Origin of the sequence: Hydrogenophaga sp. RWCD_12, from assembly GCF_046604225.1 — a bacterium.
Classification (GTDB): Bacteria; Pseudomonadota; Gammaproteobacteria; order Burkholderiales; family Burkholderiaceae_C; genus Hydrogenophaga.
Genome location: NZ_JBKIXC010000002.1, coordinates 233673 through 248759, shown reverse-complemented (window position 1 = coordinate 248759; position 15087 = coordinate 233673). Strand labels below are relative to the sequence as shown.

The following is a 15087-nucleotide window of genomic DNA, read 5'->3' as shown; positions in this document are numbered from 1 at the left end:
GGTGCTGGCGGTTTTTTTATCGGTCAACTGAACCACGCACGCTGCCTGGGTCTGAGGCGATCTACCTGGGGCGCGCGTCTTCGGTGGTCAGCGGCTTGCCGCCCGCCCCCCACCATCCGCTTCGGATCTCCTGGATCACGCAGCGGGTCATGGGCCGAAAGCCCTCACCGCCCACCTGGACCACGGCCTCCGTGATGGCGGCGATCAAGGCGTGCTTCTTGTCGTCGGGCAAAACGCCCTCGATGATCTTGACGTCGATGAATGGCATCGTCTGGACTCCTATTCGATGGTGGCGACAGCGTCGAAGGGCAGGCGCGGTCCGCGCGGGCGCAGGGCAGTGACATCTCCATGGCCCAGATTGACCAGGAAGTTCGAACGGTATCGACCATCCGGAAAGAAGCTGCGATCCAGTGCGTCCGCGTCAAATCCGCTCATGGGGCCGCAGTCCAGCCCCAGCAGGCGTGCCGCCACGATCAGGTAGGCCCCTTGCAGGCTGCTGTTGCGCAGTGCAACCGTCTGGGCCAGCGCGGGGTTGCCCTCAAACGGCAACGCCGCCGTGGGCATGTGCGGGAACTGGGTGGACAGGTGCTCGTAGAAGCGTGTGTCATGCGCCACGATCACGGTCACGGGTGCGCCCATGACCTTGTCCACGTTGCCCGGCGCCAGGCAGGCGCGCAGACGGGCCTTGGCCTCGGCACTGCGCACGAATACGTAGCGCGCGGGCTGGCAGTTGGAGGCCGTGGGGCCCCATTTGGCGAGCTCGTGCAGCGCCTTCAGGGTTTCATCGGACACCGGTTCGTCGCGAAACTTGGCGAAGGTTCTGGCGGCTGAAAATGCTTGTTCGGCAGGGGACATCGTTTGGCTGGTCATGGGTCTTTGAATGGGTTGGAATCGGTCAGGCAGCGGTGTAGGCCGTCTTGACCGTGGTGTAGAACTCGGCGGCGTATGCGCCCTGTTCCCGTGACCCCACGCTGGAGCCCTTGCGCCCACCGAAAGGCACGTGATAGTCGACACCAGCGGTGGGCGCATTGACCATCACCATGCCGGCCTGCGCATGGCGTTTGAAGTGGCTCGCGTGCTTGAGGCTGGTGGTGCAGAGGCCGCTGGACAGGCCGAACGGCGTGTCGTTGGCCAGCGTGAGGGCTTCTTCGAAATCACTCGCACGGATCACGTTGGCCACCGGCCCGAACACTTCCTCGCGGCTGATGCGCATGGCGTTGTCGGTCTCGGTGAACAGCGCTGGCGTGAGGTAGTGCCCTGGCTGACCGCGTTCGTTGGTGGCACGGTGCTCGCCACCAAACGCCAGTCTGGCGCCCTCGCCTTTGGCCACGCGGATGTAGTCCAGGTCGATGGCCAACTGGCGCTCGTCCACCACCGGACCAATGTCGGTACCTGGGTGGCGCGCGTCGTCCACCCGCAGCTGCTTCAGTCGCTCGACCACCGCATGGACAAAACGGTCGTGGATGCCCGCCGTCACGATCAGTCGACTCGACGCCGTGCAGCGCTGACCGGTGGAGTAGAAGGACCCAAGCACCGCGCATTGCACGGCCACCGCGAGATCGGCATCGTCCAGCACGACCATCGGGTTCTTCCCTCCCATCTCCAGCTGGAACTTCGCGCCGCGCGCGGCGCAAGCAGCGGCGAGTCGACGGCCGGTGGCCACCGAACCGGTGAAGCTCAGCCCGGCCACCCGCGGGTCGTCCACCAGGGCGGAGCCGATCTCGGCACCCGAACCCATCACCAGGTTGAACACGCCCGCCGGCAGACCGCTGCGCGAAAGGATGTCGGCCAGCGCCCATGCCGAACCGGGCACCAGCTCGGCGGGTTTGAACACCACGCAGTTGCCGAAGGCCAGCGCCGGGGCAATCTTCCACGCCGGAATCGCGATCGGAAAGTTCCAGGGCGTGATCAGGCTCACCACGCCCAGCGGCTCGCGGGTCACTTCCACCGAGATGCCGGGTCGCACAGAGGCCAGCAAGTCGCCGCGCTGGCGCAGGGCTTCGCCCGCAAAAAACTTGAAAATCTGCCCGGCGCGCACGACCTCGCCCACCGCTTCGGGCAAGGTCTTTCCTTCTTCGCGCGCCAGCAGGTCACCCAGTTCGGCGCTGCGCGCCAGGATTTCGCTGCCCGCCTTGTCCAGCACGTCAAAGCGCTGCTGTGGCCCGGAAAGCGACCACGCTGGGAACGCCGCCGACGCCGCGTCTACCGCCGCCCTGGCCTGCGCCGCATCGGCCTGCGCGTACTCGCCGACCACGTCGCGCGTGTCCGAGGGATTGATGTTGCACACACTGCGCGCGCCCGCCACCCACTCGCCACCGATGAAGTTGTGACCCAACGCCATCACGCGCGCCCCGCACCGCGCTGGCGGAACCGGGCTTGCCAATCGGCCAGCGGCATGTAGCTGGGGTCGTCGCGAACCATCGCAAAGGTCTCGGCCAACAGCTCGTCTTCGCTCTTGCTCAGGTCCAGCGGTGTGCCATAGGGCTGGTTGACGTAGTAAGGCGTGTCCAGATAGACCTCGACCCGGTTGCCCTCGGGATCGAAGTAGTACAGCGACCAGGCATTGCCGTGGTTCATGGGCCTGAGCTCGGTGGCGCCCAGGGCCTCGGCCTTGTCGCGGTTCCAGCGCAGTTCGGCCAGGTCGGGCACCAGGAAGGACACCTGCATGATGGTGCTGACCCTGGACTCGGCCGAGCGCCCTTCGGACAGCACGATCTGGTGGTGCTGGTCTTCGGAGGCACTCATGAAGACCAGGCGGTTGCCGAAGTTCTTGCCCAGGCCTTCGTCTGTGATGGTGAGCTTGAACACCTGGGTGTAGAAGTCGACCATCTTGTCGAGGTCGTAGACAAAGAAGCCGAAGTGGGCGGGTGTGGGTCGCGTGACGTTCATGGCGTGTGGTCCTTTTCAGTCCTTCTGGATCTTGGCGTCCTTGACCAGTTGCGCCCAGCGCTTGAGGTCGGCTTCGATGGTGGCCTGCAGTTCCTTGGGCGTGCTGGCGCGCACGTCGCCACCGGTGGCCTCGGCCAGCTTGCTGCGCAGCGCAGCGTCCTGCAACACGGTGACCACCTGCGCATTCAGGCGATCGATCACCGGCTGCGGGGTGCCGGACGGCGCGAGCAAGGCGGTCCAGGAGTGCACCTCAAAATTCGGCAGACCCTGTTCGGCCACGGTCCGTACCTCGGGCAGGCCGCTCCAGCGGGCACTGCCCGAGGTCGCCACGGCGCGCAGCTTGCCCGCCTTCACCTGCGGCAGGGCCGTGGTCGGCGCGATCACCACGAAGTCGACCTCGTTGCCCAGCAAAGCGGTCACCGACGCGCTCTCGCCGCGGTAGGGCACGTGGGTAAAGGCAGCGCCCGCGCGGTTGGCCAGCAGCTCGCCGGTCATGTGCTGGCCGGTGCCGACACCGGCCGAGCCGAAGGTCATGGGGTTGGGCTTTGCCTTGGCCGCCTTGAGCAGGTCGCCCAGGTTGTTGTATGGGCTGGCAGCGTTGACCACCACCAGGAACGGGAACGAGGTGAGCGCCGAGATCGGCTGGAACGACTTGGCGGTGTCGTAGGGCAGCTTGTCGTAGAGCACGCCCGAGATGGCGTGGCCGCCAGTGGCCAGCAGCAGGTTGTAGCCGTCGGGCTTGGCCGAGGCTACCGAGGCGGCCGCGATGGTGCCGCCAGCACCGGCCTTGGGTTCGACCACCAGCGGCTGACCGAGGCCCTTGGCCAGTTCGGTGGCCACCAGCCGCGCCACGACATCGGCGTTGCCGCCCGCGGCAAAACCGTGCAGCACGCGCACCGGGCGCTCGGGATAGGTCTGTGCACCGGCGACGGTGGGCCAGGCCAGCGGCAGGGTCAGCGCCAGGGCGGCGCCGAACAGGGTGAAGGGGTTCTTGGTCATGGTCTTGTCTCCTGGTTCTTTTCGGGGGTCATTGCCTGGGGTTACTGGGGCGCCTGCTCAATGGTGTTGCGCAGGATGCCGATGCCTTCGATCTCCACCTCCACCACGTCGCCAGGCACCATGAAACGCGGCGGCTTCTTGCTCCAGCCCACGCCACCGGGCGTGCCGGTGACGATCACGTCGCCCGGCACCAGCGTGAAGATGGTCGAGGCGTAGGCGATCTGTTGTGCCACCGAGAAGATCATGTCGTCGGTGGTGGTGGCCTGCATCTGTTCGCCACTCAGGCGGGTGACCAGCTTGAGCGGGCGGTCGGGCGCGATCTCGTCGGCCGTGACCATCCAGGGGCCGAAAGCACCGGTGGACTCGAAGTTCTTGCCCGCGCAGATCGACTTGGCATGGAACTGCCACTCGCGGATGCTGGCGTCGTTGTAGATCGAGTAGCCGGCGATGTGCTCGTGGGCACTGGCTTCGGGGATGTTGCGGCCCGGCTTGCCGATCACCACGGCCAGCTCGCCCTCCCAGTCCAGCGAGTCCGAGCAGTGCGGGCGCAGGATGGGCTGATCGTGCGCGACTTGCGAGCGCCAGACGCGCAGGAAGATCGGCGGGAAGGCGGACAGCTCGCGGTCCAGACCGGCGGCCACGACCTCGCGGTGGTGGTCGTGGTAGTTGCGGATTGCGCAGACGATCTTTTCCGGTTGCGGAATCACCGGCAGGAAGCGGATGCTGGCCAGCGGCAGATCGGCCGGCACGCTCGCGGCGTCGGCGGCCGCGTGCGGCGTGCGGCCGGCCGCGATGTAGGCCTGCAGCGTGGGGTACTGCGGGTAGGCGCGGCCGAGGTCGGCGATGTGTTCGCCGACGACAGCGCCCCAGGAGGCCTTGCCTTGGTGTTCAAACGACAGCAGTTTCATGTGGTGCTTTCAAAAGAGAGAAAAAGGAGGGATGGCAGGGCCTGCCGCCCATGGGAAAAAGATCAGGTGTCCGGCACCGGGGTTCCCCGCAAGCGGGCCAGTATCGGTTCGGTGTGCGCGCCCAGCGCGGGCGCGGCCCAGCGGTACTGCACCGGCGTGCGCGAAAAACGCAGCGGGCTGGCCACCGCCGGGGCCGTGCCGGCGATCGGGTGCGGCAGGTCCACGCGCAGGCCGCGCGCCTGCACGTGCGGGTCGGCGAACACCTGCTCCAGCGTGTTGATCGGCCCGCAAGGCACGTTGGCGGCTTCCAGCGCGGTGATCCACTGCGCCGTGGTCCGTTGCACCGTCACCTGGCGCAACAGCGGCACCAGCTCGCCGCGGTGCGCCACGCGCGCGGCGTTGGTGGCGAACCGGGGATCGGTCGCCCATTCGGCGCGCTCCGCCTCCCGGCACAACGAAGCGAACTGGCTGTCATTGCCCACCGCCAGGATCATCTCGCCGTCGGCGGTGGGAAAGGACTGGTAGGGCACGATGCTCGGGTGGGCGTTGCCCAGGCGGCGCGGCGACTGGCCGGTGACCAGATGGCTGAGTGCCTGGTTGGCCAGGCACGAGACCTGCACGTCCAGCAGGGCCAGGTCGATGTGCTGGCCCAGGCCCGAGCGCTCGCGCCAGGCCACCGCGGCCAGGATCCCGGCCACCGCGTGCAGGCCGGTGAGCACGTCGGTCAGCGCCACGCCCACCTTCATCGGGCCGGCGCCGTCCTCCCCGTCGGGCACGCCGGTCAGGCTCATCAACCCGCCCATGCCCTGCACCATGAAGTCGTAGCCAGGGCGCTGGGCGTAGGGGCCGGTCTGGCCGAAGCCGGTGATCGAGCAGTAGATCAGGCGCGGGTTGAGCGCGCTCAGGGTGGCGTAGTCCAGCCCGTAGCGCGCCAGGCCGCCGACCTTGAAGTTCTCGACCAGCACGTCGGAGTTCAGCGCCAGCTCGCGGATCTGTCGCTGGCCCTCGGGCGTGGCCATGTCGAGCGCGACCGACTGCTTGTTGCGGTTGGTGCACAGGAAGTAGGCCGATTCGAGGTCGTTGCCCTGCGGGTCCTTCAGGTACGGCGGGCCCCAGCCTCGCGTGTCGTCGCCGCGGTCCGGGTGTTCGATCTTGATCACCTCCGCGCCCATGTCGGCCAGCATCTGGCTGGCCCAGGGGCCGGCGAGCACGCGCGAGAGGTCGAGCACCTTGAGGTGCGACAGCGCGCCGCCGGAGGGGTTGGATTCGTGGTTCATGATGCAAACGCCTGCAGGCCGGTTTGTGCGCGACCGAGGATCAGCGCGTGGATGTCGTGCGTGCCCTCGTAGGTGTTGACCACCTCCAGGTTCACCAGGTGGCGAGCCACGCCGTATTCGTCGCTGATGCCGTTGCCGCCCAGCATGTCGCGCGCGACCCGGGCGATGTCCAGCGCCTTGCCGCAGCTGTTGCGCTTGAGCATGCTCGTGAGTTCCACCGAGGCAGAGCCCGCGTCCTTCATGCGGCCGAAGCGCAGGCAACCCTGCAGCCCGAGCGCGATCTCGGTCTGCATGTCGGCCAGCTTCTTCTGCACCAGCTGGTTGGCCGCCAGCGGGCGACCGAACTGCTTTCGGTCCAGCACGTAACGGCGCGCCCGGTGCCAGCAGTCTTCGGCAGCGCCGAACGCGCCCCAGGCGATGCCGTAGCGCGCGCTGTCCAGGCAGGTGAACGGGCCCTTCAAGCCGCGCACGCCGGGCAGCAGGTTCTCGTCCGGCACGAACACCGCGTCCATCACGATCTGGCCCGTGACCGAGGCGCGCATGCCGACCTTGCCCTGAATCTCGGGCGCGCTCAGGCCCTTCCAGCCCTTCTCCAGGATGAAACCGCGGATCTGGTCGCGCCCGTTGTCCTCATCGGCCAGCTGGGCCCAGACCACGAACACATCGGCGATCGGGCTGTTGGTGATCCACATCTTGGCGCCACTCAGGCTGAAGCCGCCGGGCACGCGGGTGGCGCGGGTGGACAGGCTGGCCGGGTCGGAGCCGCTGTCCGGCTCGGTGAGGCCGAAGCAGCCGACCAGCTCGCCCGAGGCCAGCCTCGGCAGGTAGCGCTGGCGCTGCTCTTCACTGCCGAAGGCGTGGATGGGCAGCATCACCAGGCTGGACTGCACGCTGAGCATGGTGCGGTAGCCCGAGTCGACGCGCTCGATCTCGCGGGCGATCAGGCCATAACAGACGTAGTTCATGCCGGCACCACCGTGGATGGTCGGCAGGGTCGAACCAAGCAGACCAAGGGCGCCCATCTCGCGGAACAGTGCGGGATCGGTGCGGCCTTCGCGAAAGGCCGTCAGCACGCGCGGCGCCAGCTCGGACTGCGCGTACGCCGCGGCGGCGTCACGGACGGCGCGCTCGTCGGCGTCGAGTTGCTGTTCGAGCAGGAACGGGTCGTCCCAGAGGAAGGCGTTGGTGGTCATGGATGCAGGTGGGAAGGAAGGGTCAGCGCCGGCAGGCGAAGCTGGCGGCGGATTCGGTGTCGCCGGCGGTGTAGCGCGCCAGCTGCGGGTAGGGGCAGAGCGGGCGGGTGCGGGTGGGCGACCAGTCGGCCGGCACATCTGTATTGGCGCCGCCCGGGTTGCCCGCTCCGCGTGCGCTGGCCACGATGCGCTCGGGCGCTCGCCCGTTTTCCACCCAGTCCACCAGCGCGGCCAGGCCGTCGTACTGTTCGGTGGCGGGACCGCCGCGGGAATGGCCCTGGCCCGGCACCAGGAACAGGCGGGCAAATTCAGCGGCGCGACCCTGCTGGTGGGCGTCGAGCGCGCGGTACCAGGCCTGGGTGTGGTCGCTGGAGAAGATCGGGTCGGCCGTGCCATGGAACACCAGCACCTTGCCGCCGCGCCCGCGCAGCCGGTCGAACTCGGGGGCCTCCAGCGTGCCCATGAAGTCGAGAGCCTTGTCGGTGTAGACGCCGCTGGTGGTGAAGATCTTGCTGCCGTCGCGGTCGATGTCGAAGGCCAGCGCAAAGGCGGCGCTCTTGCGGGTGTCGGTGGCCATGGCCAGGTCGGCCACCGGAGGCGAGGAGAAGATGAACCCCACCGACACCGGGTTGCGGGCGGTGCGCAGCGAGCTGCGGAACTTCCACTCGGCCCAGCCGGGATGCCGGATGCCCGGGTCAAACGGGAAGCCGCTGTAAATGATCTCGCCCGCACCGTTGCGCGCCGGCCCGTGCACCGCCGCGAGCACGATCTTCTGCGCCGCGCTCAGGCAGCGGCCGTCGCGCTCGCCCGTGCAGGTCGGCAGGTCACGCGCCGGGTCGAAGGCCGTGCGACAGGCCTCCACATCGTTCACAAGCCCGTCGCTCAAGCCGTCGAGCGCGTCGCAGCGCGCCAGCACGGCCCGCGCCACGAGCTCGCGTTCCGCCGGGGGAAGAGCCGATTCGTAGTCGGGCTGGCCATTGACCTCGCGGGTCGTGACCACGGTGTCCCAGCGCTTCACGTTGGAGAGGTTGGCCACCGAGGCGCGCGGCAGGTGGATGCCGGGCGACTGGGCCAGCACACCGTCGAAGGCGTCCGGGTAGAGCGTGGCCGCCACCAGCGCCTGGCGACCACCGTTGGAGGTGCCGCCGATGTAAGAGCGGTCGGGTCCCTTGCCGTAGGCCGACCGGATCAGTGCCTTGGCCATGGGAGTGAGCGTGCCGATGGCGTTGTGGCCGTAGTCGCGGCGCGCCTGCGGGTCCAGTCCGAACAGCGGGTTCTGGGCGCTGCTGTGGCCGGCGTCGGAACTGATCACGGCGAAGCCCATTTGCAGGGCGTTGCGCAGCAGGCCACCGCTGCCCAGCGAGTTGCCACCATCGGCGGCAACGACCACGCCGTCGGTGCCTCCGTTGCCCTGGTAGAGAAAGCGCCCACTCCAGTTCGTGGGCAGGCGCATCTCGAAACCGATGGCATAGGCCTGGCCGTCGACCGGACTCGTGCGTTCGTTCATCCGACCGGTCACTCGGCAGTGCTCACCCACCGGCTGACCAGCGTTCACCAGTCGGCCTGCCGGCTCCAGCGTGGCGCCAGTGATGCGCGCATTGGCGAAGCCGAACGCCGTGGCCAGTTCGGTGCACTTCTGCAGCGGCGCCGGCGTGGCAGCACCGGGGCGGGAGGAATGCTCTTTTGTCGCACAGCCCGACATCACGATCAGGACTGCGCAAGCGGCGCTCGGCAAGGCATGGGGTGTGCGCATGGGTGTTGTCTCCGTCGAGTGCCTCGTCTGCACTGGCACCTTTTTTGAAGTGCGATAACCGAACTTCGTAATTGACTTTTACGAACTGTACGGGCCAGAATTGGTCGAATCAAACGATTTGTTTGCAACCAGCAGTGCATAAAACGCACTTCGTAAAGTCCAATGACCTCGCGACGCAAGATTCCAAGCACCGCTGCGCTGAGCGCCTTCGAAGCCGCGGCGCGGCATTCGAGCTTCACCGAAGCCGCCGAAGAGCTTTCCCTGACCCAGAGCGCGATCTGCCGCCAGATCGCGGGGCTGGAACAGTTTCTGGATGTGAGCCTGTTCCGGCGCTCGCGCCGCGGCGTGCTGCTGACGGAGGCCGGTGTGACCTACCACCGACAGGTCTCGCGGCACCTGGAACAGATCGAGCTCGACACGCTGAACCTCATGACCCGCGGCGGGCGTGGCGGCCGGCTGGAACTCGCGGTGGTTCCCACCTTCGGCACGCGCTGGCTGCTGCCCCGGCTGGCCGGCTTCGCCCAGCTGCACCCCGACATCACGCTCAACCTCTCCAGCCGCACGCGGCCCTTCCTGTTCGACGACACCACGATGGACGCCGCGATCTACGCCGGCGACGGCCACTGGCCCGGCGCGGTGACCACCCACCTGATGCCCGAAACCCTGGTACCGGTGTGCAGTCCGGCCTTGATCGCTCCGCGAAAGAAGCTCACGCCACAGCAACTGGCCGAACTGCCTCTGCTCCAGCAGAGCACGCGACCCTACGCGTGGCGCCAGTGGTTCGAATCCATTGGCTATGTGCCGGGCAACGAGCTCGCCGGTCCGCGCTACGAGCTGTTCTTCATGTCACTGCAGGCTGCCGCGGTGGGGCTGGGCGTGGCGCTGGTGCCCGAGTACGACATCGGCGACGACCTGACCTCTGGCCGCCTGGTGATTCCGGTGCAGCACTTCTGCCCCAGCGACCGCGCCTACTACCTGTCAATCCCCGAGCGCAAAGCCGACAACCCGGTGCTGGAAGTATTCAAGGCCTGGCTCATCGAAGAGATGGCCACCTACAACGCCACGGCCGAACAGGCGCGACTGCTGCGCGCCAAGCCGCGGCCCCGCACCCGCGCGGACTGATCCCGCCTCTGTTTCCAGTCAACCCACACACAAGGTCATCCCGCTATGTCACTGATCCACGTTCGCAAACGCCAGCTGCTGGTCGAAACCGTTTTCCACGAGGGAGGTCCGCCAGCCCAGGTGCCGCTGCGCATGGCCGCCGCGCTGGCTGTGGTGCGCAATCCGTACGCCGGGCGCTACGAGCCGGACCTGCTGCCATTCATGGCCGAGCTGCGCACGCTCGGCCGCGAGCTGGCCGAAGAGCTGGTGCAGGCGCTCGGGCGCGAGCATGTACAGGCCTACGGCAAGGCGGCGATCGTGGGCGTGAACGGCGAACTGGAGCACGGCGCCGTGTGGCACGAGGCCGGCGGCTGGGCCATGCGCGCGGTGCTGGGCGAACCCAAGGCCATCGTGCCCGCTGCCAAGGCCGTGGCCAGCGCCGGCTACCGGCTGATGGTGCCGCTGCACCACATTCAGGCCGCCTATGTGCGCAGCCATTTCAATGCGATGGAAGTGGGCATTCAGGACAGTCCGCGACCTGACGAAATCGTGTTTGGCCTGGTGATGGCCGACGGCGGGCGCATCCACTCGCGGCTGGGAGGCCTGACGGTGGACCAGATCTCGGTACACGACGGTCAGCGCTGACAGGCCCTGAGCGACAGCGGCCACGCCTGGTGCGATGGCGGTTTTTGGTCGCCCCGAGCGCGGCGCAGGATCAGGCCTGCACCTGTGACCGGAACTGCCTGGCGGCAAAGGCCCACGCCATGCGCGAGGCGTCCGGTCCGTGGCCGTCACTGTACGCCTGGCCCGCCGCGCCACCGCTCCACGCATGGGCCAGGCCATGCACCGTGGTCAGCGTGGCCACCACGCTGCCCTTTCGTTTGAAATCGGTGACCGACATCGGGTAGCGCAGGCCTCTGCGGACACCGCGCGTCGGTCCTGCCTTCGCCCCTGCCGCTTCGGCCCAGACCTGCGCAGCGGCCTCCCCGTTTCTGATCGAGACCACCGGGTCTGCGTCGCCGTGAATCACCAGCAGCGGCGGCCAGTGCGCCTCCATGGTGTCCGGGCTGGCCGCCAGCGGCTTCGTGGCCCGGTGACCGTGCATGGCGCCCAGCGCCGACAGGGTGGAATGCGCGGTGCCAGGCGGAATTCCAGAATGCATCACCACCGCCTGGAACCGGTCCGGGTACCGGGTGACCAGCAAAGCCGCCATGCTCGCACCGGCCGAGAGTCCGGCCACTGCCACACGCGCCTTGTCCACCGGATGCAGCAGACAGACCTGGTCGACCGCCTGCAGGATCAGGGCGGCTTCGCCAAAGGCACGACCGGTGTTCGTGTCGAACCAGTTCCAGCAACCCTGTGCATTGGCGAGGCGGTCCTGCTCGGGGTAGAGCACCAGAAAGCGCTCCCGCATCGCGATGCGGTTCATGCGCGTGCTGGCCGCGAAGCTGCTGGCGTCCTGACCGCAGCCGTGCAGCATCACCATCAGCGGCAGCCGCTCGCCAAACGCGATCCCCGTCGGACGGTAGAGCCGGAAGCGCCTCGCGCCCTGTGCGCCCATCACGACGCCGGGAATCCACGCCCCAGCCCCGGGCGGCGACCTGCGCCTGGTCACGGTGGGCTTGAGGGTCTTTTTGAGTGCCCGGGTCCCGGAAGCGGTGGCCAGGCGGGTCATCGCGACGAAACTGCGCTCGAAGCTCTTGGCCCAGGCGGAAGGGCGCAATCGTTTTTTCATCCGGTTCATTCTGCGCTCTCGCTGCACATCAGCAGTGGCCTGTCGCTGGGCCAAGGCGGGCGCGTAGGGTCATCCACATGGACGACATGCCCCGCACGTTCGACACCGCACAGACACAGCCGCGATCGCACGTGATCATGGGCTCCACCGTCCACGACCGCACACCACGAAGCCGAATGCCCGCATGAAACACCCAGCCACCGATGTCATCCAACGCCCTTCGCTGGTCATGCTGGGCGCGGAGCCATTTCGTGCCGCGATGGAGTTCGTCTGCAACAGGCTCGGCACGTCGGCCAGCGCCAAGCCCGGGGACGGCCACCCGGTGGTGATCTTTCCGGGTCTCGGTGCGGACGGGCACTCGGTCGCCACGCTGCGCGAGCATTGCCGCTCGCTCGGCTACGACGCGTTCGACTGGGGGCAGGGCTTCAATACCGGCCCGCACGGAGACCTTGACGCCTGGTTGCTCGACCTGAAGGCGAAAGTCGTTGATCTGCTCGCCGGCCACACCCAGCCAGCCACACTGATTGGCTGGAGCCTGGGCGGCCTCTACGCCCGCGAAGTCGGCAAGCTGATGGCCCCGCGCATCCGGCAGGTGATCACGATCGCGACGCCCTTCAACGCGGACGTCGACCACACGAATGCTGGCTGGCTGTTCCGCCTGCTGAGCGGCACGTCGTCGGCGATCGACCCAGTGCTGAGTGAGCGCCTGAGGACGCCGCCCCCTCTGCGCACCACTTCCATCTACAGCCGGTCGGACGGCGTGGTGGCGTGGCAGACCTGCCGTCACCGCCTGCCGTCACGCCTGGTGCAGGAAATCGAAGTCGACGGCAGCCACCTCGGCATGGGTTGGAACCGCGATGTGCTGGCGGCCGTCGCAGACCGGCTCGACCAGCCTCCGGGGCCATGGCGTCGGTATGTGAGCGCGCAATAAAGATGTCTGGAGAAACCTCATGAATACGCCATGGACCTTGATCGTGCTCTTCGTGTGCGGGGTCTTTCTGAGCGCCTGCGACAAGCTGCCGAAACAGCCCCCGACCCCGACCATGAGCCAACCCGCCGGCACCCCATCGGCTTCCGCCCCGTCGGTGCCTTCCGCCGAATCGGTGTTCGCCCCCGGGAATGACACCAAGGCGGACCCGTCGCTGGGCAAAACGGACGGCACCCGAAAGCCTGCGCAGGAGTCCGACACCAAGCTCCTGCCCGGGCAGAACAACGATCACTCGGCGCCGCTCACCGCGCCGCGGTGAACCACACACCTTTCTTCCCGAAAGAACCATGTCCCCATACCCCAGTTCCCGGCGGCCCGTCGGACGCCAGGTAGCCACCCCGCCGCTGGGCGCCAAGGCGCCACGGTTGAACCCCGCTCTGCCGCTGCCCCACGAACGCGACCAATCCATCGACGCCACCGCCCCGGCGCCCGATCCGAAAATGGTCCAGGCCCAGCGCGACATCGAGGCCGGCCAGGTCGACACCGACATGCACGCGACCCCTGGCCTGGACGCGAAGCGCCGCGCCCAAATGGTCCCCGGACCTGGCGGAAAGCCACCACCGTCGGGCGCTTGACACCGGGTCCACGGGCTACGCGCAAAAGCCGCCGGCGCCCTCGGGTGCTAGCGGCTTTTTTTGTTCACAATCGCGGCCATGATCACCGACATCGAAGACTTCTTCGCCAAGGGATGCGGCCGTTGCAACCGCTTTGCCACCGAGGCTTGCTCAGCCCGGAAATGGTTGCCCGGCCTGGAGCGCCTGCGCGAGATCTGCCGATCAGCCGGCCTTGTCGAAACCGTGAAATGGGGCCACCCCTGCTACATGCACGCTGGCCGCAACATCGTGCTCATCGGTGCGCTGCAGGGCGACTTCCGGCTCAACTTCTTCCACGCCGCGCTGATGAAGGACCCGGACGGGTTGCTGGAGCGGCAAGGTCCAAACACGCAGAACCCGGACTCGATCCGATTCACGTCAAGCGGGCAGGTCGAAGAACGGGCGACATCGATTCGCGCCTATCTGCTGGAAGCGATGGCCTATGCCGAGGCCGGCATCCTGCCGGCGAAAGTGCCACAAACACTGGAGCTGCCCGACGAACTGGTCGATGCGATGGACGCGGACCCCGAGCTGGCCGAAGCCTTTCACGCGCTCACCCCGGGCCGCCAGCGCAGCTATGTGATCCACCTCTCCTCGGCCAAGACTGCGGCGACGCGTGTGTCGCGGATCGAGAGGGCACGGTCGAACATCCTGGCGGGCAAGGGAGCCAACGAGCGCTGACGGCCTAGGGAGAAAAGGGGACAAAAGTCTCTAGAGCCAGGCCTTCAAGCCCTCATTGGGTGCTCAGGTAGAAACCAAGAGGGATCAGCTCGACGGCCCATCCACCCTCTTCTCCCAGGGTGGCCGCGGGGTGCATGGATGCAATGCCCAATGCCTCCTCGGGGTTGTCTGCTTCAATGATGAACAGGCCACCTACCACCTCTTTGGTTTCGGCGTAAGGCCCGTCGCTGACCAGCGTCTTGCCGCTGCGCGGGCGCAGCGTTCGCCATCTGTCCAGATCGCCAAGCGAAGCAGAGACAAGAACTTTGCCGGTGGCGCGCATCTTTTCGTCCAACGCCGGGCATTGTTTGACCAATTCCTTGACATCGTCCGGTGCCAGCGCAGCGAACCTTTCGGGTGTGTAGTAGGCCAGGCCGAGGTATTGCATGGGAGATCCTTTGAATGGGAATATGCAGACGACGAAGCTGGCAATCGGAAATCGACAATGCCCTGGGCGAGTTTGTAGGGGGTCTTGGTCAGGTTGTCCGCTTCGTGTCGATTTCTGCCCCTCATTCTCCCCCCTCCCGCCGAGCCTCCACCTCAAACGGGTTGTCCCAGTAAGCCCTTCTCCCGCGCACCCACTGCCACACCCCGGCCAGCGCATACGCCGGCAGGAACAGCGGCCCCCAGCGTTCGCACTGCCGCACATGCACCCGCTCGTGCGCGCGCAGGCGTTGCAGTTCCTGCGCGTGCGTGCCCAGGATGACGTGGCCGAAGGTGATGGCTGCAAAAGGCCAGCGGCGCCGCGGTGCGTTGCGCCGGGCGGCGATTTCGATCACGCCGTCCACGATCTGCAGGCGCGCGCCAAACGGCACCAGCAGCAGGCCGAACGCCAGCCCGATCAGGGTGTTGGGCGAGGCCCAGAGCCGCAGCGCCCAGCGATGGAGCAGGCCGGGTGGGCGGCCTGGGCGGCGGCCCCTTCGTGTCATCG

At 67.4% G+C, this 15087-nt stretch carries 18 protein-coding genes; 6 read left to right on the top strand and 12 right to left on the bottom strand.

Annotation, left to right across the window (positions count from 1 at the left end; all coding sequences use genetic code 11):
* Positions 1 to 61 precede the first annotated feature (61 nt).
* The 9 genes from ACLIJ1_RS08235 to ACLIJ1_RS08195 form a co-directional block, all read right to left on the bottom strand.
* Positions 62 to 268, bottom strand: coding sequence for a tautomerase family protein (locus ACLIJ1_RS08235; protein ID WP_411365028.1), 207 nt, complete (start codon positions 266 to 268; stop codon positions 62 to 64).
* 11 nt (positions 269 to 279) lie between these two features.
* On the bottom strand, positions 280 to 870 hold the full coding sequence (locus ACLIJ1_RS08230) for a malonic semialdehyde reductase (protein WP_411365027.1): 591 nt from the start codon (positions 868 to 870) through the stop codon (positions 280 to 282).
* A 25-nt stretch (positions 871 to 895) separates the two neighbouring features.
* A complete protein-coding gene (locus ACLIJ1_RS08225; protein WP_411365026.1) occupies positions 896 to 2341 on the bottom strand; it encodes an aldehyde dehydrogenase family protein in 1446 nt (481 codons plus the stop codon).
* Positions 2341 to 2889, bottom strand: coding sequence for a VOC family protein (locus ACLIJ1_RS08220; RefSeq protein WP_411365025.1), 549 nt, complete (start codon positions 2887 to 2889; stop codon positions 2341 to 2343). The genes ACLIJ1_RS08225 and ACLIJ1_RS08220 overlap by 1 nt, the downstream gene beginning before the upstream one ends.
* A 15-nt stretch (positions 2890 to 2904) precedes the next feature.
* Complete coding sequence (locus tag ACLIJ1_RS08215; protein WP_411365024.1) at positions 2905 to 3888, bottom strand: tripartite tricarboxylate transporter substrate binding protein; 984 nt, start codon at positions 3886 to 3888, stop codon at positions 2905 to 2907.
* Positions 3889 to 3929: 41 nt separating this feature from the next.
* Positions 3930 to 4796 (bottom strand): fumarylacetoacetate hydrolase family protein, encoded by an 867-nt coding sequence (locus tag ACLIJ1_RS08210; protein WP_411365023.1) that lies wholly within the window; start codon positions 4794 to 4796, stop codon positions 3930 to 3932.
* A gap of 62 nt (positions 4797 to 4858) precedes the next feature.
* The gene (locus ACLIJ1_RS08205) at positions 4859 to 6073 is read right to left on the bottom strand and encodes a CaiB/BaiF CoA transferase family protein (protein ID WP_411365022.1); all 1215 of its coding nucleotides are present in this window, start codon (positions 6071 to 6073) and stop codon (positions 4859 to 4861) included.
* Positions 6070 to 7266 (bottom strand): acyl-CoA dehydrogenase, encoded by a 1197-nt coding sequence (locus ACLIJ1_RS08200; RefSeq protein WP_411365021.1) that lies wholly within the window; start codon positions 7264 to 7266, stop codon positions 6070 to 6072. The genes ACLIJ1_RS08205 and ACLIJ1_RS08200 overlap by 4 nt, the downstream gene beginning before the upstream one ends.
* 22 nt (positions 7267 to 7288) lie before the next feature.
* The gene (locus ACLIJ1_RS08195; RefSeq protein ID WP_411365020.1) at positions 7289 to 9019 is read right to left on the bottom strand and encodes a tannase/feruloyl esterase family alpha/beta hydrolase; all 1731 of its coding nucleotides are present in this window, start codon (positions 9017 to 9019) and stop codon (positions 7289 to 7291) included.
* A 162-nt stretch (positions 9020 to 9181) separates the two neighbouring features.
* On the opposite strand from ACLIJ1_RS08195, the gene ACLIJ1_RS08190 reads away from it, so the two are divergent.
* Complete coding sequence (locus ACLIJ1_RS08190) at positions 9182 to 10141, top strand: LysR family transcriptional regulator (RefSeq protein WP_411365019.1); 960 nt, start codon at positions 9182 to 9184, stop codon at positions 10139 to 10141.
* 45 nt (positions 10142 to 10186) lie between these two features.
* Positions 10187 to 10765: an amino acid synthesis family protein gene (locus ACLIJ1_RS08185; RefSeq protein WP_411365018.1), complete on the top strand. Its 579-nt coding sequence runs from the start codon at positions 10187 to 10189 to the stop codon at positions 10763 to 10765.
* 70 nt (positions 10766 to 10835) lie between these two features.
* On the opposite strand, the gene ACLIJ1_RS08180 is transcribed toward ACLIJ1_RS08185, so the two are convergent.
* Positions 10836 to 11855 (bottom strand): alpha/beta hydrolase family esterase, encoded by a 1020-nt coding sequence (locus ACLIJ1_RS08180; RefSeq protein ID WP_411365017.1) that lies wholly within the window; start codon positions 11853 to 11855, stop codon positions 10836 to 10838.
* Positions 11856 to 12039: 184 nt separating this feature from the next.
* Between ACLIJ1_RS08180 and ACLIJ1_RS08175 the strand changes: the two genes are divergently transcribed.
* From ACLIJ1_RS08175 to ACLIJ1_RS08160, 4 genes are all read left to right on the top strand, one after another.
* The gene (locus ACLIJ1_RS08175) at positions 12040 to 12786 is read left to right on the top strand and encodes an alpha/beta fold hydrolase (RefSeq protein ID WP_411365016.1); all 747 of its coding nucleotides are present in this window, start codon (positions 12040 to 12042) and stop codon (positions 12784 to 12786) included.
* A 19-nt stretch (positions 12787 to 12805) separates the two neighbouring features.
* The gene (locus ACLIJ1_RS08170) at positions 12806 to 13102 is read left to right on the top strand and encodes a hypothetical protein (protein ID WP_411365015.1); all 297 of its coding nucleotides are present in this window, start codon (positions 12806 to 12808) and stop codon (positions 13100 to 13102) included.
* Positions 13103 to 13130: 28 nt separating this feature from the next.
* Positions 13131 to 13418 carry a hypothetical protein gene (locus ACLIJ1_RS08165; RefSeq protein WP_411365014.1) on the top strand — a complete coding sequence of 96 codons (288 nt, stop codon included), beginning with the start codon at positions 13131 to 13133 and terminating at the stop codon, positions 13416 to 13418.
* A 78-nt stretch (positions 13419 to 13496) separates the two neighbouring features.
* On the top strand, positions 13497 to 14117 hold the full coding sequence (locus ACLIJ1_RS08160; RefSeq protein ID WP_411365013.1) for a YdeI/OmpD-associated family protein: 621 nt from the start codon (positions 13497 to 13499) through the stop codon (positions 14115 to 14117).
* 52 nt (positions 14118 to 14169) lie between these two features.
* Here ACLIJ1_RS08160 and ACLIJ1_RS08155 read toward each other — a convergent pair whose 3' ends face one another.
* Complete coding sequence (locus tag ACLIJ1_RS08155) at positions 14170 to 14544, bottom strand: YciI family protein (protein WP_411365012.1); 375 nt, start codon at positions 14542 to 14544, stop codon at positions 14170 to 14172.
* Positions 14545 to 14665: 121 nt separating this feature from the next.
* A complete protein-coding gene (locus tag ACLIJ1_RS08150) occupies positions 14666 to 15085 on the bottom strand; it encodes a signal peptide prediction (RefSeq protein ID WP_411365011.1) in 420 nt (139 codons plus the stop codon).
* Between the last annotated feature and the right edge of the window lie 2 nt (positions 15086 to 15087).

Excerpts from the sequence above, each read along its gene's own strand:
- ACLIJ1_RS08235 (WP_411365028.1), bottom strand. The coding sequence starts at position 268 with ATGCCATTCATCGACGTCAAGATCATCGAGGGCGTTTTGCCCGACGAC.
- ACLIJ1_RS08230 (WP_411365027.1), bottom strand. The coding sequence starts at position 870 with ATGACCAGCCAAACGATGTCCCCTGCCGAACAAGCATTTTCAGCCGCC.
- ACLIJ1_RS08225 (WP_411365026.1), bottom strand. The coding sequence starts at position 2,341 with ATGGCGTTGGGTCACAACTTCATCGGTGGCGAGTGGGTGGCGGGCGCG.
- ACLIJ1_RS08220 (WP_411365025.1), bottom strand. The coding sequence starts at position 2,889 with ATGAACGTCACGCGACCCACACCCGCCCACTTCGGCTTCTTTGTCTAC.
- ACLIJ1_RS08215 (WP_411365024.1), bottom strand. The coding sequence starts at position 3,888 with ATGACCAAGAACCCCTTCACCCTGTTCGGCGCCGCCCTGGCGCTGACC.
- ACLIJ1_RS08210 (WP_411365023.1), bottom strand. The coding sequence starts at position 4,796 with ATGAAACTGCTGTCGTTTGAACACCAAGGCAAGGCCTCCTGGGGCGCT.
- ACLIJ1_RS08205 (WP_411365022.1), bottom strand. The coding sequence starts at position 6,073 with ATGAACCACGAATCCAACCCCTCCGGCGGCGCGCTGTCGCACCTCAAG.
- ACLIJ1_RS08200 (WP_411365021.1), bottom strand. The coding sequence starts at position 7,266 with ATGACCACCAACGCCTTCCTCTGGGACGACCCGTTCCTGCTCGAACAG.
- ACLIJ1_RS08195 (WP_411365020.1), bottom strand. The coding sequence starts at position 9,019 with ATGCGCACACCCCATGCCTTGCCGAGCGCCGCTTGCGCAGTCCTGATC.
- ACLIJ1_RS08190 (WP_411365019.1), top strand. The coding sequence starts at position 9,182 with ATGACCTCGCGACGCAAGATTCCAAGCACCGCTGCGCTGAGCGCCTTC.
- ACLIJ1_RS08185 (WP_411365018.1), top strand. The coding sequence starts at position 10,187 with ATGTCACTGATCCACGTTCGCAAACGCCAGCTGCTGGTCGAAACCGTT.
- ACLIJ1_RS08180 (WP_411365017.1), bottom strand. The coding sequence starts at position 11,855 with ATGAAAAAACGATTGCGCCCTTCCGCCTGGGCCAAGAGCTTCGAGCGC.
- ACLIJ1_RS08175 (WP_411365016.1), top strand. The coding sequence starts at position 12,040 with ATGAAACACCCAGCCACCGATGTCATCCAACGCCCTTCGCTGGTCATG.
- ACLIJ1_RS08170 (WP_411365015.1), top strand. The coding sequence starts at position 12,806 with ATGAATACGCCATGGACCTTGATCGTGCTCTTCGTGTGCGGGGTCTTT.
- ACLIJ1_RS08165 (WP_411365014.1), top strand. The coding sequence starts at position 13,131 with ATGTCCCCATACCCCAGTTCCCGGCGGCCCGTCGGACGCCAGGTAGCC.
- ACLIJ1_RS08160 (WP_411365013.1), top strand. The coding sequence starts at position 13,497 with ATGATCACCGACATCGAAGACTTCTTCGCCAAGGGATGCGGCCGTTGC.
- ACLIJ1_RS08155 (WP_411365012.1), bottom strand. The coding sequence starts at position 14,544 with ATGCAATACCTCGGCCTGGCCTACTACACACCCGAAAGGTTCGCTGCG.
- ACLIJ1_RS08150 (WP_411365011.1), bottom strand. The coding sequence starts at position 15,085 with ATGACACGAAGGGGCCGCCGCCCAGGCCGCCCACCCGGCCTGCTCCAT.